12 protein-coding genes are annotated in these 19,311 nt (G+C 40.4%); 1 reads left to right on the top strand and 11 read right to left on the bottom strand.

The window, feature by feature from the left end:
* Positions 1–79 precede the first annotated feature (79 nt).
* From A3GM_RS0105710 to A3GM_RS0105680, 7 genes are all read right to left on the bottom strand, one after another.
* Entirely contained in the window at positions 80–1,438 is a 1,359-nt protein-coding gene (locus tag A3GM_RS0105710) for a RagB/SusD family nutrient uptake outer membrane protein (protein WP_018362433.1), read from the bottom strand.
* Between the two features lie 65 nt (positions 1,439–1,503).
* Entirely contained in the window at positions 1,504–4,767 is a 3,264-nt protein-coding gene (locus tag A3GM_RS0105705; RefSeq protein ID WP_018362432.1) for a SusC/RagA family TonB-linked outer membrane protein, read from the bottom strand.
* 71 nt (positions 4,768–4,838) lie between these two features.
* A complete protein-coding gene (locus tag A3GM_RS0105700) occupies positions 4,839–7,415 on the bottom strand; it encodes a zinc-dependent metalloprotease (RefSeq protein ID WP_205618963.1) in 2,577 nt (858 codons plus the stop codon).
* A 646-nt stretch (positions 7,416–8,061) separates the two neighbouring features.
* Positions 8,062–8,739 (bottom strand): GNA1162 family protein, encoded by a 678-nt coding sequence (locus A3GM_RS0105695; RefSeq protein WP_018362430.1) that lies wholly within the window; start codon positions 8,737–8,739, stop codon positions 8,062–8,064.
* Positions 8,736–9,080 carry a DUF4810 domain-containing protein gene (locus A3GM_RS0105690; protein WP_018362429.1) on the bottom strand — a complete coding sequence of 115 codons (345 nt, stop codon included), beginning with the start codon at positions 9,078–9,080 and terminating at the stop codon, positions 8,736–8,738. The genes A3GM_RS0105695 and A3GM_RS0105690 overlap by 4 nt, the downstream gene beginning before the upstream one ends.
* Positions 9,080–9,418 carry a hypothetical protein gene (locus tag A3GM_RS0105685; protein WP_018362428.1) on the bottom strand — a complete coding sequence of 113 codons (339 nt, stop codon included), beginning with the start codon at positions 9,416–9,418 and terminating at the stop codon, positions 9,080–9,082. The genes A3GM_RS0105690 and A3GM_RS0105685 overlap by 1 nt, the downstream gene beginning before the upstream one ends.
* Before the next feature lie 5 nt (positions 9,419–9,423).
* Positions 9,424–10,362: a CsgG/HfaB family protein gene (locus A3GM_RS0105680; RefSeq protein ID WP_018362427.1), complete on the bottom strand. Its 939-nt coding sequence runs from the start codon at positions 10,360–10,362 to the stop codon at positions 9,424–9,426.
* A gap of 630 nt (positions 10,363–10,992) precedes the next feature.
* Between A3GM_RS0105680 and A3GM_RS0105675 the strand changes: the two genes are divergently transcribed.
* A complete protein-coding gene (locus tag A3GM_RS0105675) occupies positions 10,993–11,250 on the top strand; it encodes a hypothetical protein (protein ID WP_018362426.1) in 258 nt (85 codons plus the stop codon).
* Between the two features lie 46 nt (positions 11,251–11,296).
* Here the strand turns inward: A3GM_RS0105675 and A3GM_RS0105670 are convergent, their stop codons facing one another.
* From A3GM_RS0105670 to A3GM_RS0105655, 4 genes are all read right to left on the bottom strand, one after another.
* Entirely contained in the window at positions 11,297–13,156 is a 1,860-nt protein-coding gene (locus tag A3GM_RS0105670) for a SusD/RagB family nutrient-binding outer membrane lipoprotein (RefSeq protein WP_018362425.1), read from the bottom strand.
* A 12-nt stretch (positions 13,157–13,168) separates the two neighbouring features.
* On the bottom strand, positions 13,169–16,645 hold the full coding sequence (locus tag A3GM_RS0105665) for a SusC/RagA family TonB-linked outer membrane protein (protein WP_018362424.1): 3,477 nt from the start codon (positions 16,643–16,645) through the stop codon (positions 13,169–13,171).
* Positions 16,646–17,518: 873 nt separating this feature from the next.
* Positions 17,519–18,343: a CPBP family intramembrane glutamic endopeptidase gene (locus tag A3GM_RS0105660; RefSeq protein ID WP_018362423.1), complete on the bottom strand. Its 825-nt coding sequence runs from the start codon at positions 18,341–18,343 to the stop codon at positions 17,519–17,521.
* Between the two features lie 25 nt (positions 18,344–18,368).
* On the bottom strand, positions 18,369–19,307 hold the full coding sequence (locus A3GM_RS0105655; RefSeq protein WP_018362422.1) for a bifunctional riboflavin kinase/FAD synthetase: 939 nt from the start codon (positions 19,305–19,307) through the stop codon (positions 18,369–18,371).
* Between the last annotated feature and the right edge of the window lie 4 nt (positions 19,308–19,311).

Below are 19,311 nucleotides of genomic sequence, written 5' to 3'. Positions count from 1 at the left end.
TAAAAAAATAATAAGCAACCCCACTTTACGTGCAGATTGCTTATTATGCCTGTTGCAACAACGGCTATTGTGTTGTTGATTATTTATTTGGATTCCATCGAGCTAAGTCGGGATTAGCCTCAATAGCTTCTGTTGGGAATCGAAGAGTGTATCGACTATCATTGGCATTCAACTGATATGTGTTGCCATTGTAGGTTCTTTGCATTGCAGGACGTGTGGTTCTTCTTAAATCAAACCATCTATGTCCTTCGAAAGCAAACTCTCTTAAACGCTCATCGGCTATGTAACTAATTAGATCTTCTTGCGAAAGTGCATCTACATCACTTGCATATTGTGGGTAGAGCGACGCCATATAGCGTTTTGCCATCAATTGTTTTAAGTAGGTTTTAGCGGTTGTTAAGTCGCCAAGTTGTGCCGAAGCCTCTGCCGCAATGAGGTAGAATTCTGCCGAACGGAAGGTTGAACGATAATCGCCTCCACCGCCTTTGCTCACTGTTGTGACGCTGGCTGTAAGCTGATTATAATAGTAGTCGTAACGATAGTCGCCCACTTTGTAAAGCGATAGCAAATCGTCGGCTACCTGACCTGCACGTGCATAGGTAGCAGTCATCACCTGTTCGAGCGACACTATGCTTTCGTCTGACTTGTAACTATTGGGCAATGTGGGGCTCGAAACAGTTAAATCTTGCAACGCTGGGTGTGCTGTTATCACGTTTTGAGCAGCTTGCAATGCTCCACTCCAATTGCCTTTGTATAATTCTACACGTGCTTTTAAGGCTTGTGCAGAGATCTTATTGAATCGATAGTTAAAGCCTTGAGACCACGAATCTTTATTCATTAAGCTATAAGCTTTGTCGATGTCGCTTTCAACTTGTGCATAAACCTGTGCCAAAGAGCTGTTTGTGAGAACTGCATTGACGTCTGCTTCGAGCGAAAGGGGCACTCCACGAGTGGTATCGGGCTTGACTTTGGTGTAGGGTTCTGCATAAAGATTGGCTAAAAGGAAGTGACAATAAGCACGCATCATATATGCTTCGCCTACCAACTGATTGTTGTCTGCGGTAGAGAAGTTGGTCATCTTGCCATCGTTGGCTATGATAGTGTTGGCAACGTAGATAGCATGATAGTAGCGTCTCCAGCCAAATGAGGCAGTAGTTCCTTGTGCCGAGTTGTCGTTCCACGCCCAAATATCGAAGAAAGAGCTATAGTCTTCGGTTGAAGTACTACTGCTTGTGAGGTTCATCTCATCACTTCTGAATGATGCTAAACCACGATCTTCTGGGAAATTCTTATACTCATAAGTCAATAAAGCACGGTATTCCTCTCCTGTTTCGGCAATAACTTTACCTGTAGGACGTATGTCTAAGAACTTATCGCACGAAGAAAAGCCCAATAAAAGCAATGCGGCAAAAAGCCAGTTGATATATCTTGATTTCATAAAATATCGTTTTTTAAAATACACCTTATTATATATTGTGTTCTAATTGCATTCTAACGCTGTTCTTAGAACTGCACGTTGATTCCGAGAATGAAGCTCTTTGGAATGGGTTGTGCAAATGGATTGCCCATTGTTTCGGGGTCTAAATAGTTGTCATAGTTCGACGCAATGGCAAATAAGTTACGTGCTTCTAAAGACAAAGATGCACTCTTTACACCCACTTTTGTTAAGAGTTTGCTTGGCAATTTGTAGCCTAATCGAAGGCTTTGTAAACGCCAATAGCTGTTATCTCTTACCCATGTATCGAGCATACTATATAGGTTGTATTCTGAATATTGTATGTATTCGGGCACACGCACATTCTTTTCCATAAGTATTGCGTATCTTCCTGCAGGATTATCGGTAGTGAATCGATTGAGAATGTCACGATTGGTGTTGAGTCCTCTGTCGAAAGTTGCAGGCGAATAAGATGGACGTACTCTCACTTTCATACCGAGATTGAAGATGAAGTTCACGCCCAATTGCCAGTCTTTATATTCAAATGTGTTGATGAAACCACCCGAAACCTTTGGATCTATGGTACCCATATATTTATAAAGGTTGCGCTGTTGTTCTGCTGTTAATGTGCTTGCGCCATGCGAGTTCAATTTAAGTAGATCTTCTGCGCTTACCTTTGATCCATCAGAAGCAACGAAAACGGGATAGCCTTGTGCGTCTAATCCAGCTGTTTCGTATGCGAAGATGGCTCCAACGGGGTGACCTTCACGGCTTGGATAAGTGGCATTTTGAGCCACTGTCTCACGTAATACGGTGTTAGAGTTGAATCCTAAGTTCAAATTAGTGGTCCAAGTGAAATCTTTTGTCTTGATATTACGAGTTGAAAGGGCAATTTCAAGACCCTGATTCTTCATACTTGCCCAGTTGATTACAGTTGAAGCGAATCCTGTTTCCAATGGAAGCATACGTGTTCCGATAAGGTCTGTGCTCTTACGATAATAGTAATCGGCACTAAGATTAATGATATTGTCAAATAAACTGATATCTAATCCAAGGTTTACGTTTGCTGTCTTCTCCCAACGTAGATTGGGGTTTGGAGCTGTTTCTGCCTTAATTACGGTTTCAACATTGCCTGGTAAGACGGTAACTTTATCGAATGTACCAATTAAGTAAGGTGAAGTATTCTTATCAATGTTACCTTGTAGTCCGTAAGAAGCACGCAAAGCAAGGTTGCTTAACCATTTACTTGCACTGCTGTTTTGTATGAATGGCTCGTTAGAAACACGCCAAAGACCACTCAATGAGTAAAGAGGTAGGAAGCGATATTTCTTTGCAACGCCGAAAACATCAGAGCCATCCCAACGCACACTCGCTCCAAATGTGTAGCGACTAAGTAGTGTATACGATCCAGTTGCAAACCAAGAGACATAAGCATTCTCTAAGTTTGTTTCGCTATGTAATGGATATTGGCGGGCTAAGTCTTCTGTTGGGAAGATCACGGGCTGTGTTGTTAGCGTGCGATTGTCGTATCCATAAGCTGCAGAATACAATGAAGTGGTCTTTAATCGACGTACCTCTGTACCCAACATCAATTCTAAGTCGTGGATAGAGTTAAATCTCTTGTTAAACTCTGCCATTGCTTTCCAGGTCCATTGGCTTGTATGTGCCTCTGTCATCTTATGCATTCCGCCTGTAGGAAGGAAGGTTCTTTTACCATCAGGATATGAATATGTTGCAAAAAGTTTCTCCTTTCGCATTGCATAACTATTCTCTCCTGCATACTTATCCAATGTATAGGCATCTTGTTGTAAGCCGAATTGGGTGGTAAGCTTTAAGTTACTGTTGATTTTAAGCTCTGCATCAAAGATCGCCATAAGCGACTTATCGGTTCTAACATTAGAGGTGTTAGCTCGCTCTTCGAATATATTAAAGTCGAGAGAAGAGTCTTCTCGGCCTTGAATATTGGTGTCATACACATAGCTTCCGTCTGCATTAAAGGGCTGAGTGTATGGATTTGCGAGGCGAGAATAATACACTGGATTAGTGAATCCGTTTGTATCTGTAAGGTAACTGTTTTGCTTTCGTTGGTTAGCAAACACCGAAGCGCCCACCTTTAGCATGTTATTGATGCGGTAATCTGTTTTGAGTGAGAGGTTGAAACGATTGTTCTTTACACCTTTAACAGTACCCATTTCGTCGTAATAACCCACAGATGTGTAGTAATTAGCTTTCTCACTTCCACCAGAAAGACTCAAGTTATATTCTTGATTGAATACATCTCTAAACAAGATGTCGTTCCAATTGGTATTAATATTGCGCAATTGGTTGATTTGTTCTTGTGCATTTGTGCTCAAAGAGTTCCAACCTGAAGCCTTAAAGGTAGACAATTCGCCTAAAGAAGTTAAGATTTTAGACACATCTCCTTTGCCTTCACGATAAGAATAACCGCTTCTTAGCAGCTCAAGTTCAAGATTTACCTTCTCACTAGAGTTCAACATGTTCAATTTATCAATGTTACTCTTTGGCGAGAAGGTGAATTTAGAAGAGAAAGAGATATTTGGTTTACCTGCTTTTCCTCGTTTTGTGGTGATAACAATCACACCATTAGCTGCTCGAGCACCATAAATTGCAGTGGCAGCAGCATCCTTTAACACCGTGATATTATCGATATCGGCTGGGTTAATACCTGCAATTGAGGTTTGATAGATATTATCTATGTCTTTAAGATCTTCCATATTAGGAATATCTGTGCCCTCCATTGGCATGCCATCAAGCACCCATAGAGGCTCTTGTGAGCCGTTTAGCGACGCAGTTCCACGTATTCTGATCTTCACTGGCGCTCCTGGTGCACCCGAAGAGCTTATTGCTGACAATCCAGCTATTTGTCCAGAAAGAGCCTGATCGATGCTTTTTACGGCTCCAATCTTCTCGTCTGAGATATTAACAGAGGTGACAGAAGCAGTTAATTTGCGTCTATCTATCTTCTGATATCCTGTAACTACGACCTCACCAACCACCTTTGCATCTGATTTTAGTGCAATAGTGTATTCAGACTTGCCTGCAATGATATTCACAGTTTGTGTTTGATAGCCCAAATAACGAACGGTAAAGCTCTTTGTTAGCGAGTCTACTTTCAGCGTAAAACGACCTTCATAATCGCTAACGGCACCCGTTTCAACTCGTGAACCTGCTGTTGCTACCGAAATAGTTGCCCCTGGAAGCGGGTCATTATTTAATTCGGCATCTACCACAACACCTGTTATTGTGCGCTCTTGTGCATACAATGCCACCGCAACGAACAACAAACAAAATGCTCCTAATAGTCTTTTCATATTGTTATTTTTATTCTTTGTTATTACTAATATTCTTCTATCGTGTTTTAATTACATTGCTTTTCTTTCTTCTACTTAGTCAATCCAAGAGCCGTTTGAATACGTAAAATCACGTCTTCGTAATGCAAACGAGCCGCAGTATCAGCTGTTGTAGTACGTTGTTTTAATAACTTCATAATGCGAATAAGCTCTCCTCGCTTCACACTTATAGCATCACTCACTCGTGTAGCCTGTGTTCCTGTGAGCTCAATGATACGTGGAGCCGAGCTCAACTCATTGCAACCGAGCTGGAACTCATCGTTTTCAATGATGTTATTACTATGATTTAGCTTTTTATTTATCTTCACTCCTTCGCTTTCTGCCGCTGCAGTTATGAGCGCATCGACGAAGTTTTTCTGTAGACTTCTTTGCGAAATAGATGGCGAAACGCCTGCAATTGTGGTCTTAAAGATATGATTATGCAACATATCCATGAGCTCTATCACCGTAAAAGCTTTGTCTTTGCCGTTGCGCATCTCATTTTCGAGCATACGAACAAGGCGTGTATTGTCGAGAATGTCCCACAAGATGTAGCTTTGTTGATTGATAAGCGAGTAGGTAGGAGACATCTCTTGCACCCCAATAGGAGTCTTCTTATTTAAATAGGTATAGTTACTTATCGGCGTGTTGAATAGCCATGGCTGATCGCTTAGCACCTCTTTTAACAAGAATTGCACTGCTCTTTGCTGTATTGGCTTCTCAACATAAGTGAAAGTACGCTTTCCATCGCCCACAACTGTGTTCTCAACATACATTCCACCCACGTTAGCTAACACGTGATAGCTATACAAACTCCATTGATAAATAATGGAACTATAAAACTTCGACGCCTCATCATAGGTCTGACCTTGCTCTCCTGTGGTGGTCCAAGAAATCACATTAGGCACAATTCGCTTTAAGTTAGCAATACCATAAGATGCAGATTTCATCGCATCATCGCCTAAATCCTCGCTTAATGAGCGTGGATCGATTGCCGAACGCTGACTTTGCGCCTCGCTATACTGATATTCTTTGCTTTGATGTTTATTGAGGAAGCTATATAATTCGTTCTTTGCTACACCCTCATTAGGATACCAACGATAGCCCCACTCAATCGCCATAAGGTCGTATGGACCGATGTTTGGAGAGTTTTTAACGATCTTATCGCCTGGTTGTGCAATGTAATTAAAGCGTGCATAGTCCATAATAGAAGCCGAAGTGCCTTCTATTTTATCTGTAAAGCTACGTGAACGCAACGAATCTGTGGGATAAGCGTTCGAAGCTCGCATGTTATGACGCAATCCAAGCGAGTGTCCTACCTCGTGACAAGCCACAAAACGAGCCGCATCACCAATTAAACTATCGGGCAACACCACGTTTCTTGCAGCAGGATTGTATGCACTTGTTTGCACCATAATCCACTCTTTCAACAAAGAACGCACGTTGTGCCACCAAATAACATCTGCTTTTAAAATCTCGCCTGTGCGTGGGTCGATCACAGAAGGACCCATTGCGTTAGCCTTTTCCGATGCATCATAGGTTAAAACGCTATACTTCACGTCGTCACCTTCTAAGGCCATGCTATCTGTAAACTCGTGAACTACCACCGCATTCTTAAACCCTGCACGTTCAAAAGCTTTGTTCCAATCGAGTATTCCCTTTTTAATATAGGGCAGAATGTTAGCTGGAACGGCATGATCAATATAGAATTCGATGGGTTTTACAGGCTCAACCAACTCGCCACGCATATAAGCAGCGGTGTCTTTAGGCTCTAATTTCCAACGAGTGATATAGTTTTTTGTTGCCACTTCGGGCTGATTGTCGCCGTAGTGCAATCTACTTGTTGTGAAATAGCCCACACGTTGATTCTCTAAACGGCCCATCATTGGGCGAGAAGGTAACAAAATGAGCGATGTACTCACCACAATTGTGATGTTGGTTTTGCTTTTTCCTTCGTGAACAACAGTGGTTAGCTCTGAAGTGGCTGCCACATTGTTTTCGAAAGCCTTCATACTTAAGATGCGAGAAAGCTCACTATTAGCACTGGTTCCTAAGTTGATGAGGTTGAAAACATCGTTCAAACACTCGTCTTTACCATTGAACAAGTTGGTAACTTTCACCACTACCGAAGCCGAATCCTTACTAACTCCCTCGATTTTAAGACTTGCAATCAACGGATTGATATAGTTATCTTTCACCGAAGGTGCCATTGCATAGAAGCTATAAACCTCTGGTGTGAGTCGTTGTTCACGGATATTGAGTTTGTTTAAGTCTTTCTCCCACTCGAACTTAATGGTTTTATTCTCGTAATTAATACCCTTGTTCACACCCGCTTCGTTTAATTCTTGGGGCACTTGAAGGAGCTTATTCGACACAAGAATCTCTCTTCCGATCAGTGTTTTGGGAATTTCTAAATAATAATCGTTTTCTTTTTGAATCACTCCCATCAAGCCTTTAATGGCCATAGTGTCTCTTCCAACGAGCTTATTATAATCGCTTTGAACGGGTTTTGTGGTTTCTTTCTTATCTTTTTTGCTACCGAAAAGAGTCATTGCAGACGCACTTTGCGATAGGGTTTGCATACAAAAAAGGAAGGAAAGAAGTATGGTTTGTTTTCTTATCATCATCATTTGAATATTATCTTGTCACAATCTTGTATAATTAGATTACAATATTACAGCTTACAAAATTACTGCTTTTTTCTGATTTAAAATGTGTTAGCGATTTAGTTTTTGTGTTATTTCTTTCAATTTGCAATTATTTTGACCTATTTCAAGCTGTTTTGTCACCGCAAACCGCCCCTTCCCTCCTCCTTTTAGTTATGACATTCAAAATCAATGGTTTGCAACACGGCAAACAATCTCAATACTTTTACCCTGCAATTACGTTGCTTTTACCCTGTAATCTCATTGACTTTTCACCCTAAAAGCAATGCTATTGCAAAGCAAGAGAAGTGTAGGCGATTGAAAGAAGGGTACAAGACACCACTAAAGGCGAGGGGAATTAAAGAAGAAAACGAGAGAACGAGGAAGCTAAAAGGGGAATAACAAGATGTTTTTAAAGAGAACAAAGGAGGAGAAAAGGAGTAAAAAGCATTTCAATAGCTACCAATTCGACTTAAAGAAAAGACTCTTTAAGCATAAAAGAAGGGCAAGATAGAACGCAAAAGCCTTTCTACACGGCTCAACAACAATGCTGAGAACGTGCAGAAAGGACATCCATTAAAACTTTAAAATTATGAAAATACTCACACTCTGCTCATCGCAAGCGGATCAATTATTTTACGGTTGCTTTGATAAAGCTCTTTCCTGCTGGACTCTTCTCGTCCTTATTATAGTGCACTTCATCGTAAACACCTGCAGGAAGGTTACTCAACACAAATGCAGAACAGCGTCTTCCAGCAATCACTTTGTCTGTTGCTGCGGTATTAATAGCCGTTGCTGCCATATTAATAAGAGCTCCAAAGAGACCTCCACCCGATACTCCTACACTGGTATCAAGGCGTATTAATCCCTCACGTTGATAGAGTATTTCATTTGTTCGGGTTGACTTTAGAGTGTATTCTACGTCCACTGTGATCACTCCTCCAAGGTTATTACGCTTCCAAGACTTGATAGTTGTGAACATACAAGCATCGGCTCCAAGGATAGAACGGAATTTCTTTAGGTCGCCATTGATAAACATTTCGCTATCATAAGCACTCTCGCCTTTAAACAAATCCATTGTCATCAAGGGTGAAAACACATAATATCCCTTTTCACAAAGAGGTCCATAAAGTGTCGTGTAGAAGTATTCTTTAGCCTGAACAAAGTTAGTTTTATTGATAGGAGGCATGATTACGATAGATGTAGGCTTATCAGTATACATCTTAGGGTATTGAGTTCCAAGTGTAACTGTTTCTGAACAAGAAGCGAGTAGCAATATCGTTACTACGATGAATAAGTACTTTTTCATTTCTCTAATTGTTTAATTATTCTACTAACGTATGTTGCTGACTCGGGATAAAGGGCGATTTCGGCCTTTAAATACTTTATTCCTTCTTCTTTTTTACCTAGCTTACAAAGCAAAAAACCATACTCAGCGTTGAGTCCTGGGGGCACAGTTTTGCGCAATCCCTTTTGCTTTTCAATCATTTTTTGATATTCTTCCAACAAGTGTTGTTGAGCAGCTTCGCTCTGCTTTTTATCGAACTTGTAGGTAGCATCTTCGTAGTTATACCACGAATAGAGCGGTTTTTGGGTCGAACAAGCCGTCATTAAGCCAGCAAGTAGGGCAATAGATAAAAGTTTTTTCATTATGGTAATTTAATTTGTTTGGTCTCTTGTGGAGATAAGAACAGCTTTTTTGAGTAGATAACATCGTTGCCACTGCGCACAATAATGTCACGTGCTCCAGGCTTAACGGCATAAGATTCTCCTTTATAAGTTGCCTTTCTGTCTTTCACTGCCTTTGCAGTAAAGGTCACACCACCATCTAAAACAACTGTAAGAGGCTTGTTTACATATTGCTTATACGACACAAATAGCAAGAAAGCAACATCTTCTTTGCCCGATTGTTGTTCTCTTGGATAACTTGTTTTGCATGCAACTAAGAGTACCAAGACACTCAAAAACAATATAATTTTAGTCTTCATAGTTCCTATTTTTTAATTTCTTCGATATAATAGTCATTGATTTTACTTGCATCGATAGGTGTTGTTGCCGACACTTCTACCACAGAATACTCGGTTTCAGGAGTGTCTCCAGCAGTAGAAAGCACCTTCACTTGTCCCACAGTCTTACCTGGAAGCTCTATCATTACACCTGTTTGAGGATTCTTTACCTTCTTTCCTTTCGTCTTAACAGCAAACACATCGCCTGCAACAATGCCCTGACTTGCTCCTCCTCCGATAAGAACTGCATCGTCGTCGTAGCTTAAAAAGTAGGTACGCCATGGTTTATTGGTGCATTTATTGATGATGTTTTCCACCAATTGACCTATCGCTTCAGATATAGCTTTATCGCTTAAAGACGCATCATAGTCTGCATTACTACCCACTCCCAAGGTTGTTTTACTGGTAATTTCTGCTGAACCCTTTGCCTCATCAGAGTAAACTATCAAGCCAGAAGCCACATCTACCAATCGAATAGCGACGGCAGCGTCAACGGTTTGCGTTTTAGTATTGGTGAAAACGCCTTGCTTTCCCACGTTCTTTCTACCGAATTCGGTAATCGAACCGATAATTAAATAGTCGGCACCAATGGTGTTTGCGCCTCCATCTCCTTTCTTAACCTCTTCTAATAAGGCATCAAGATCGCCACGTTCGAGCAACAAAAACTTACCAGAAGCTGCCAATTTAGATGATAAAATATCGAGGGCTTGCTTTCCCATTGGGTCGTTTTCTTTATCATAGAAAAGTCCTTTTCCATATTGGGTTTCATTAGAAAAGCGTCCAATTGCCACTTTTCTTTTGATCACTTTGCCTGCAGGTGCGTTGGTATCCACCTTCACTTTTTCCACAACTTCAACCTTTCGTTGTGCGAAAACGCCAGTAGACAAGCAAAGAAATGCCATTACAAGTGCTAATTTCTTTTTCATTTTCGATTAATATTAATTGTTTAAATTCTTCTAAGTCGGTAAATAACAGATTGTTCGAAGATATTTCTTACTTCTTATTATTTATTTTATAACGCAACAAATATACATCTTTTTTCACAAATAAAAAGCATTTTCGCTTAATATTTTTACAGTTTAAGCCAAAATATTTACAAAAAGTAGCAGAACAAGAGGATAAAGACTTAAAGAAACAAAATATAAAGATGTATTTTGAGAAGAAATGAACTGCAACGCTATAACATGGATCATGCAAAGTAAAAATTCCCCCATTCTTCAACCATCTTTCTCCTTTTATATCATTCTCTTCATGCTATTGCCTACCCCTCACACCTCCTTTATTTTCAACCTATTACGCTTTCATCTTGCAAACGCTATGCTTTTACACTGTAAAAGGACTGCTATTACGTCCTAAAAGCAATGAGATTTCACCCCAAAAGCAATGCTATTGCAAAGTAAGGTGAATAGAATGGAGTTGAGGAAAGATTCTTTCAAGATTTTAAAGACGAGCAAAAGGAGACGAAAGCAGAATGAATAAAGGGCGGAAAGATACCCAAAAAGAAACGAAAGCGAAATGAATAAAGGGGCAAAAAGATACTTAAAAGGGAACGAGAAATGGCTGAATTCTACATTAAAAAGAAAATAAATAGACAGGAAAAGAATGGCGTTGGGCACCCAAAAGCTTTCAAGGTGCCAACAAAAAAGAACACAGGTATGGATGAAAACATACCTGTGTTGGCGAAAGACAGAGCTAAAACAATCTTATATCCCTATTATATAACCTATATGAAGGCTCTGCTTTCAATATTAAAGTCTACTGCTTCCTTGCTTAGTAACAACTTTTTAAGACTTGTTTTTGACTTTCTATTCTAACATAACATGAAAAAAAGGAATGCAGTAGACTATCTTTTCTATCCCATTAGGGTTGTGTTCTAAAGTTATTTGGCTTCTTCCAAACGCCTTGTTCGTCGTTGGTATCGTCCACATCCCACCACAATCGCTTGCCTTGACTATTCATATTTTGAAGCTCTTGATGGCTTGTGAAGTATTGATTACCCGCTTCTGAGTTTGGATAGAATATGCGTTTGATGGTCTTTCCGTTAGGAACATCGCCACCACTGTTATTAGTTAGCTGATTAAGTATGCGTGGATAGTCTGTTCTTCTCAATTCAGCCCAACCCTCATTTCCATTTGGAAAGATGGCCATCCACTTCTGAGTGATAATCGCTTCGAGTACTTTTTCTTTGTCACCACTATTAAATGTGCCGTCGTTTAGCACCTTTAAGCCTGCCATATAGCTATCTGCTGCACCTGGAAGGTTGGTGTTTTGAGGTATCATATAATAGTCTAACGACGCCTTTACACCTGCTTTGAAATAGTCTTCAACGCTCATTGTAAGCCCAGTTGCAGTCCAACCACGTAACACCGCCTCTGCCTTTAGGAACAAACTTTCGGCATATCCCAACCAAACTGTAGGCTGAGCATAGTTAAACCAATAGTTAGGATTGAGCTGATGTGATGCTGGCTTGGGTTGTGTTCGTGTGATACTGTACATCAATGTACCCATAGATATGTCGGGAACTTGCGCTCCTCGCTTGCAACCTTTGAAGTCTTCACGAAGACTTTCCTCACCTGCTGCAATCGTATTGCTTGTCATTCCACCTCGATACCAGCACACTAAGCAGCGAGGGTCAATCACTTTCTCTTCGTATTTGTTTCTACCTGTCTTTATTTTGTAGGTTCCTCCGCCTGTAGATAGATTGCGATAGAACTGCTCAAGATCGTAAGACATCACGCTTTCTCCACCATAAGCGACGCTACACATAGACAAAACGTTCTCGTTTCCACCATCTTCTAAACCGCCAAGTGCCACAGATGCGTGCTTAGGAACAGTCTGCATGTTATCGGCATTGCTTGTCATTAAACCGTATTTGTTATTTAATGCAGCCTCAGCTTCAGTCTTTGCACGAGCAGGATCGATGTTAGAAATGCGCAAAGCCATACGCAAACGCAATGTATTTGCAAAGCGTAACCACTTATTTACATCGCCAAAGTAGCATATATCTTGCTTATCTACATTGTATTGGGTGTTGTCTTCGGGTGCAATACTATCCACAGCTTGCTCTAACATGCGAAACATTGCATCGTAAACCTCTTGTTGTGTGTCGTAAGCAACATTGTTGGTTTCGGGTATTCTCGCACGAACATACTCTCTAAAAGGCATAGATCCGTATGTATCTGTATTGGCAAGCGCTAAGAAAGCATAGTAGATGCGAGTGATGTAGAACATGTTTTTATAGCGTTCTGGGTGCTCATTGAATTTAAAAGCACGTAAAAGGTCTCTATATTCGCTTGAACGATTCTCGTAAAAGTGTCGCCAACGTGCTCCAGACCAGCCGTCTCCGTAGTTGTAATCAGATGTTTTTCCAGCGTGTTTGGGTTGATTATTAGCCACAAAGCCTGCATAGATGTCGTGCGATAAGTTCGTGGTGATCTGATAATCGTTATAATATCCTTCGTATAAAAAGTTGCGAAAGATAGCTGGAGCATCTGCAAGTTTACTCTTAAGGTTCACTGAATCGTTTGCAGATACAGCGAAGTCGATATTGATATCGGCATATTTTGAATTGTCTTTCTCGACGTTTATCTCTTTAGATTGAGACGAGTTGTCGGGCAATTCGTATGGGTTTTTACTTAAATCATTTAGGTCGTAGCAACCAACAAGGGCGCTTACGGCAGCCAAGTATATTGTTTTTCTTATGAATTGACAAGCTTTCATATCTTTATTACATTAAAATCCAACGTTAATAGAGAAACCAAAGGTTCGTGTATAGGGCACTGCTGCAAAGTCAAGTGCTTGAGAAAACATTGTAGTATCATAGCCTCCGTCAGGATTTCCTGGTGTATGTTTCATCAAGAAGCAGAGGTTTCGTGCCACAAATGATAGTTTTAAGGCCGTAAAAGGAGTCTTTTTGAGCATGCGTTGTGGGAAACTATAACCCAAAGACAATTCCTTTAGCTTGATATAAGATGCGCTATGAATGAACTCTTCGGCATAACCTTTCTGTGATTTGTATATACCTATGGTTGAATAATATGCCTGAGCGCTCACTGGAATGTCGTTAATTGAACCGTCTTCCTTCACTCCTGGCACCACCATATAATAGTCTTTCACACCTGATATCTCTTTATATTCGCCACGATTCAAGGTTCTTTCAGATGTACCTACAGAGGTTGCCATACCTTCTGACACTGACATTATGCTACCACCAAAGCGCATATCGAACATAGCTGTTAGCGAAATGCCTTTGAAAGTCAATGAAGGTGTAACCGACATCAATAGGTCTGGCTGTATATTTCCTATGGGGTTGCTCAACAAATACTGTTCCAAATTACCGTTTCCAGTGGCAGGTTGGGGTAATCCTTGTGCGTTAACTATCACTTGACCAGCATCGTTTCGCTTCATAAGATTATTGGCATAGATGTCTCCAAGCTTTCCTCCTACAACCGCACCAACACGTACTGGCATATTATTATCACCGTTAAAGTAGATGCGTTGCACACCAGGTGCGAGCTCTTTCACGATAGATCGGTTGTGAGCAAAGTTCATATTGAAATTGAAGGTCAAGTCCTTTGTTTGAATAGGAGTGGTATAAACCATCATTTCTACACCTCTATTCAAGATCTTTCCTGCGTTAACCCACTGCTGAGACCATGGTGCTGCGGCATCAACTAACATCGATTGGTTGCGTGTTACGCTATAATAATAAGTGAAATCGAAGCCTAATCGGTTGTTAAGGAATTTCATATCGAGACCCAATTCATACGAAGTTTTGATCTCAGGTTTAAGCATATCGTTCATTTTAATGGTATTAACAACGGGCTTTCTGATACCTGATTCAAATTCAAACTTACGTGTATTGTATAGATTGTAGGGGCTTGGATCCTTACCAACTTGCGCTAATGAGGTTCTAATCTTAGCGAAAGTAACCCAAGAAGGCAATGGTTTATCAATCGACTTCATAAAGTCTGAGAACATAAAGCTGATGCTTGCAGAAGGATAGAAGAATGAGTTTTGACCCTTAGGAAGCGTAGAAGACCAGTCGTTTCGAGCGGTTAAGTCTAACGAAAGGTATTCAGAATAAGCCAATTGAGCCGATACAAATACCGAATACATTGCTCTATTAAAACCGTTATCGCCACCACTTACGAGCTTTCCACCAGTGTTATACACCCAAACATCTTTGTTTAACATGTTTTGAACGCCTCCTTGAAAGAGCTCATACTTTTGATACATGACATTACCTCCTAACGAATAATCAACACGAAGCTTTGGAGTTAGTTGGTTATTGCCAAGTAATAGCATTTGAATGTTGTGTTCAAAGTGATTCTCTTCGCCACGTTGCATACCATCAGTAGTGATCTTCTCTTGCCAAGTTGATGTGCCTGTGGTAATCGCTTGATCTGCTAAACTAAGGTCAGATGTTTGCAATCGAGTTCTATAATAATCGAAAGAGTATTTCGCATTGAGCTTTAAATTATCGAGAAGGTTGATGTTTGCGCCATAATAACCAAAGGCTCTCCATCGTTCATCGCTGTTTTTATAGCGGTGACGAACGTAATATGGGTTCGAATAATGTTGGTTAGGACCGAACCAGTTGCGGTGAATTTGAGTCTCAGAGCTTTGGTTTTCTTCCAAACTTCTTAATGAAACGTTACCTGGAATGAGTAGAAGTTGAGCCACTTCGCCATTCAATCCGAGTAAAGGACGATTGCAAGCCTTCATGTGAGACAATGAGATCTTACCATCAAGAGAAAGATATTTGTTCACAACAGTACCTGCATTGAGGTCGATAGACAATTTATCTAAGGTTTCATTCTTAAACAATCCCTTGTTATCATTGTAGCCAATAGATAGGCGATAATGTCCTTTTTCGCTGTTATTGCCTAGTGCAACGGTATGAAATTGAGAGAAACCCGTTTTAAAGTAATCACGAAGTTTATCGCCAGTGTATTGATAAGGCGACTTCGTTCCATACCAATTGTATTCTTCATGTCCATCTAATTCAGGACCAAAAGACAACTCTCCGTTCAAACCTTCAATGTCTCCACTGGCATTGCGTTTATAGTTTACAGCGCCATTGCTACCTTGTCCAAATCGATTTTGCATCTTAATGGCTTGCGAAACGCTGCTCCATGTAAAGTTTCCGTTATAACTTACACCGAAACCAGACTTATTTGCGCCCTTTTTAGTGGTGACTAAGATCACACCATTACCTGCTCTTGAACCATAAAGAGCAGCTGCATTAGGGCCTTTTAGCACCGAAATGCTTTCGATATCGTCTGGGTTAATATCTAAAGAAGTGCCTCCTCGGTCGTAACCTCCATAGGCAGAAGCGTTAGAAGTGTTGTTATCTGAGAAGGGAACTCCATCTACAATCCATAAAGGTTGGTTGTTATCGGTGAGTGATGAGTTACCTCTTATGGTTATTTTAGTAGATCCTCCAAGACCAGTACTAGCGGTATTCATCTGCAAACCTGCCACTTTTCCCGACAAAGCACCTACAACAGAGGGATCACCAGTGGTGTTCAAAGCATCGCTTTTGATGTCTTGCACCGAGTAGCCCAACATCTTTTTATCTCTTTTAATACCCAAAGCGGTTACCACCACCTCGTCTAATGCTTTCGAATCCACGTCCATAGTGGTTGTAATAGCATCTTTTCCCGAAGCCTTCACCTCTTTTGTTTTATAGCCAAGGTAGCTAAATTGCAACACAGGAGCAGTCTCACTTGTTTGCAATTGATAGTTACCGTCTATGTCAGTAACGGCTCTTGTGGTACTACCTTTCACTGCAACAGTAACGCCAATCATTGGTTGTTGAGCCTCATCGAGCACCTTTCCAGTGATTTTACGTTTAGAATCTGTAGCCTTTTCCTTTGCTACTGGTGCGTTCTCTTTGCGCAAATACACCACATTATCTTCCACCTTAAAAGATATACCCTTTCCTTTCAACAATTGATTCAACACGTTTTGCACTTTTTCGTCTTTGACATCAATGTTGTTCACCATCACTTTTGCTAAGCTATCATCATAGAAAAAGCGAAGGTTCATTTGCTTTTGAATCTTCTTTATAACAACTTCAAGGGTGGTGTTAGGTGTTTTTAGGGTTACTTGAGCCTTTGATTCACCAATAGGAGCCATTGCTATTAAAGCACCAAATGCGGCTTTAAGCATGGTTTCTTTTAATAGATGCTTATTACTTTTCATCGTTGTTTTTAGTTATTTCTTTTCTTTTTGTAAGGTAGTTGTAGTTCTAGACGCTTTTATTTCTTGTATTTTGCTCTGTTATAGGGCATTTTCAACGGCTAGTGGAGACTGCTTTAGGTTGGTTGTTCTTTACTAATAAAGTAGTAGCTCTTATCCTTTAAACAATATTTTTTTATAAACTACTTAATAAAAATTCGACTTTTTATGCTTTATTTGTTAATTAATTTAAATTTACCATCCTTGTATCTTGCCCCTATTTCCCTTTCTTTGGGGTCGCTCACTCCTTGCTTTCCAATAACAAAAACACAGCGCACACTTTTTTATTTCATTGAACCATTCTTTTAAAAGATGATGCAAAAGAGATGAAAATACGCAAAGAATGAGCTAAAAGCAGTGAGTTGACAACGCAAAAGCAATGCTATTGCAACACGAAAGCAATGTGTTTGCTCGATGAAAACGATGCTTTTAGGGTGTTTTAGTGATATGTAAAAAGGAAGAAAAGCCACCTTTTATCGATAAAAAGGGGCAAAATTAGACTCAAAGGAAGACTGCTTTTGAGTGATCTTTTACTGAAATAGAAAATAAAAGGAATGTTTTTAGTGGACATCTGCACATCATCAAGGGCACAAACGAGAGCCTTAAGATGGGCAAAAATACTAAAAACACTCCTTTTCTTAACTTAGAATGGTGCGCAATGCACATCGTTTCTCTATCTAATATTTGTTAAAAAGAAAACGATTGGCACGCTCCTCACCTATTTATATATAAGTCATTTAAAACGAGTTGCATCTTCTTTTAGAATAAAGTGCATTACCTTTCAAGATATTCTGCACTCACTTCACAACACGCAAAGACGCTAAACGGATCGGTATTCTATATTTTTTTACGAATAAGAAGGAAGGTTCCAATTGCTAAAAGAGCCGACACTGTGAGGCAACCAACAGCAAGTGGAAGGTTGTTTCCAAACATTTCAATCACCTTTATATCTGGATCTGAAGAGAAAGCAAGCGTCATTACCACTGCAGAAATGTTGTTCACCAGGTGCAAAACCATAGATGGAACGATGCTTTTGGTGCGATAATAGAGCCAACCAAGTATCAAACCAAGGAACGAAGCGTTAACTGCTTGCGCCAAATTGCCATGGAACAGACCAAATGCAACTGCCGAAATAACAATGGCAATCCATGCTTTCTTGCCCGAGAAACACTCTAACAAGAGTCTTAAAATAGCTCCTCTAAACACAATTTCTTCCACAATGGGTGCCAATATCGCCACAGCTACAATACCAAAGGGCTTTTGCATGATTGCATTAAAAAGCTTTTGAATGTCTTTCGACAGCTCTAAGCCTGTCCATTCGTATATTCCTGCCAAGGGAAGAACGATGAATAGCGAGAAAAGAACAATGAGACCTAAAAGCTGATAGGGCTTTTTTGAGATATAATGAGTTGATATGGGTGTCCATTTTGCCAACAAAAAGCAAACAATGGTTATGATATGTCCTAATATGGTCGATGGAATAATCACCTCATTGGCTAACTCCCAGCCCTGAGTTGATATCACATGCATCACTTCTTCGAATGGAGTATCGGAAGAAACAGCATAAACTGCGCCCACAATATAGAGCGAAATGGCTTGAATAATGGCTACTAAAATAAGGAAACCAACGGCTTTTAAACAGATTTTTAATGTAGGATCCATAGTGTATAGAATTTGTATTGAATAATTATTTCAGCGAGTTAAGAATTTGTTCTACCCTCTTTTTATCTGCAATAAGCTGTTCTTTGAGCTGCTCTACTGATGAAAATTTCACCTCATCACGCACTCTTTCGATAAAGAACACACGCACTTCGCTATCGTATATCTCTTCATTAAAGTCGAAGATGTGCACCTCTATGGTTTGTTTAAAGGTGCCATAGGTGGGTCGATTGCCTATATTGAGCATGCCATTATAGCGTTTGTGGGTAGCAGAAAGCTCTATTTGAACGGCATAAACGCCTTCTTTTGGTAGAATTGTCGTGCTATATTTGGGTTCGATATTGGCGGTTGGAAAGCCTAATTTGCGACCTTCTTGATAGCCATGAACCACCTTTCCTAAGAAAGAATAAGGGCGACTGAGGAGCTGTTGCACCACATCTACCTCGCCATTGTGCAACATCTTGCGTATAGTTGACGACGAAGCACGTCCTTGTGGCGTGTCGAATGGAGTGGAAAGCAACACTTCTATGCCCAATTCTGCCCCAAATCGCACATAATCTTCAAAGGTTTCACCGCTTTGTTTGCCAAAACGATTGTCGTAACCAATGATGAGTTGCTGTACGTTTAACTGCTCTTTTAAGATGGTTTGCATGAAACGAAATGCCGAAAGCTGTGCCATTTCTGCAGAGAAGGGCAGCACTGCGGTGACATCTATACCCGTATGAGAAAGCAAGTGCAGCTTTTCTTCGAGCGGAGTGATGAGCTCTGGCGTGAAATTTGGTTGCACAACGACTCGTGGATGCACATCGAATGTGATAGCAATAGATGTCCATTGCCTTCTATGAGCATGCTCAACCACCTGCTTTAGCACGTGTTGATGCCCTAAATGTACCCCATCGAAAAAGCCAATAGTTGCCACACTGGGTTGCAACTGCTTTGTTTCTGGGGTGAGATATAGCGTTGTCATGTTT

Source organism: Hoylesella nanceiensis DSM 19126 = JCM 15639 (assembly GCF_000379965.1).
In the GTDB taxonomy this organism is placed as follows: domain Bacteria; phylum Bacteroidota; class Bacteroidia; order Bacteroidales; family Bacteroidaceae; genus Prevotella; species Prevotella nanceiensis.
Note: the sequence above shows the minus strand (reverse complement) of the source record. Positions and strands in the feature narration are given on the sequence as shown.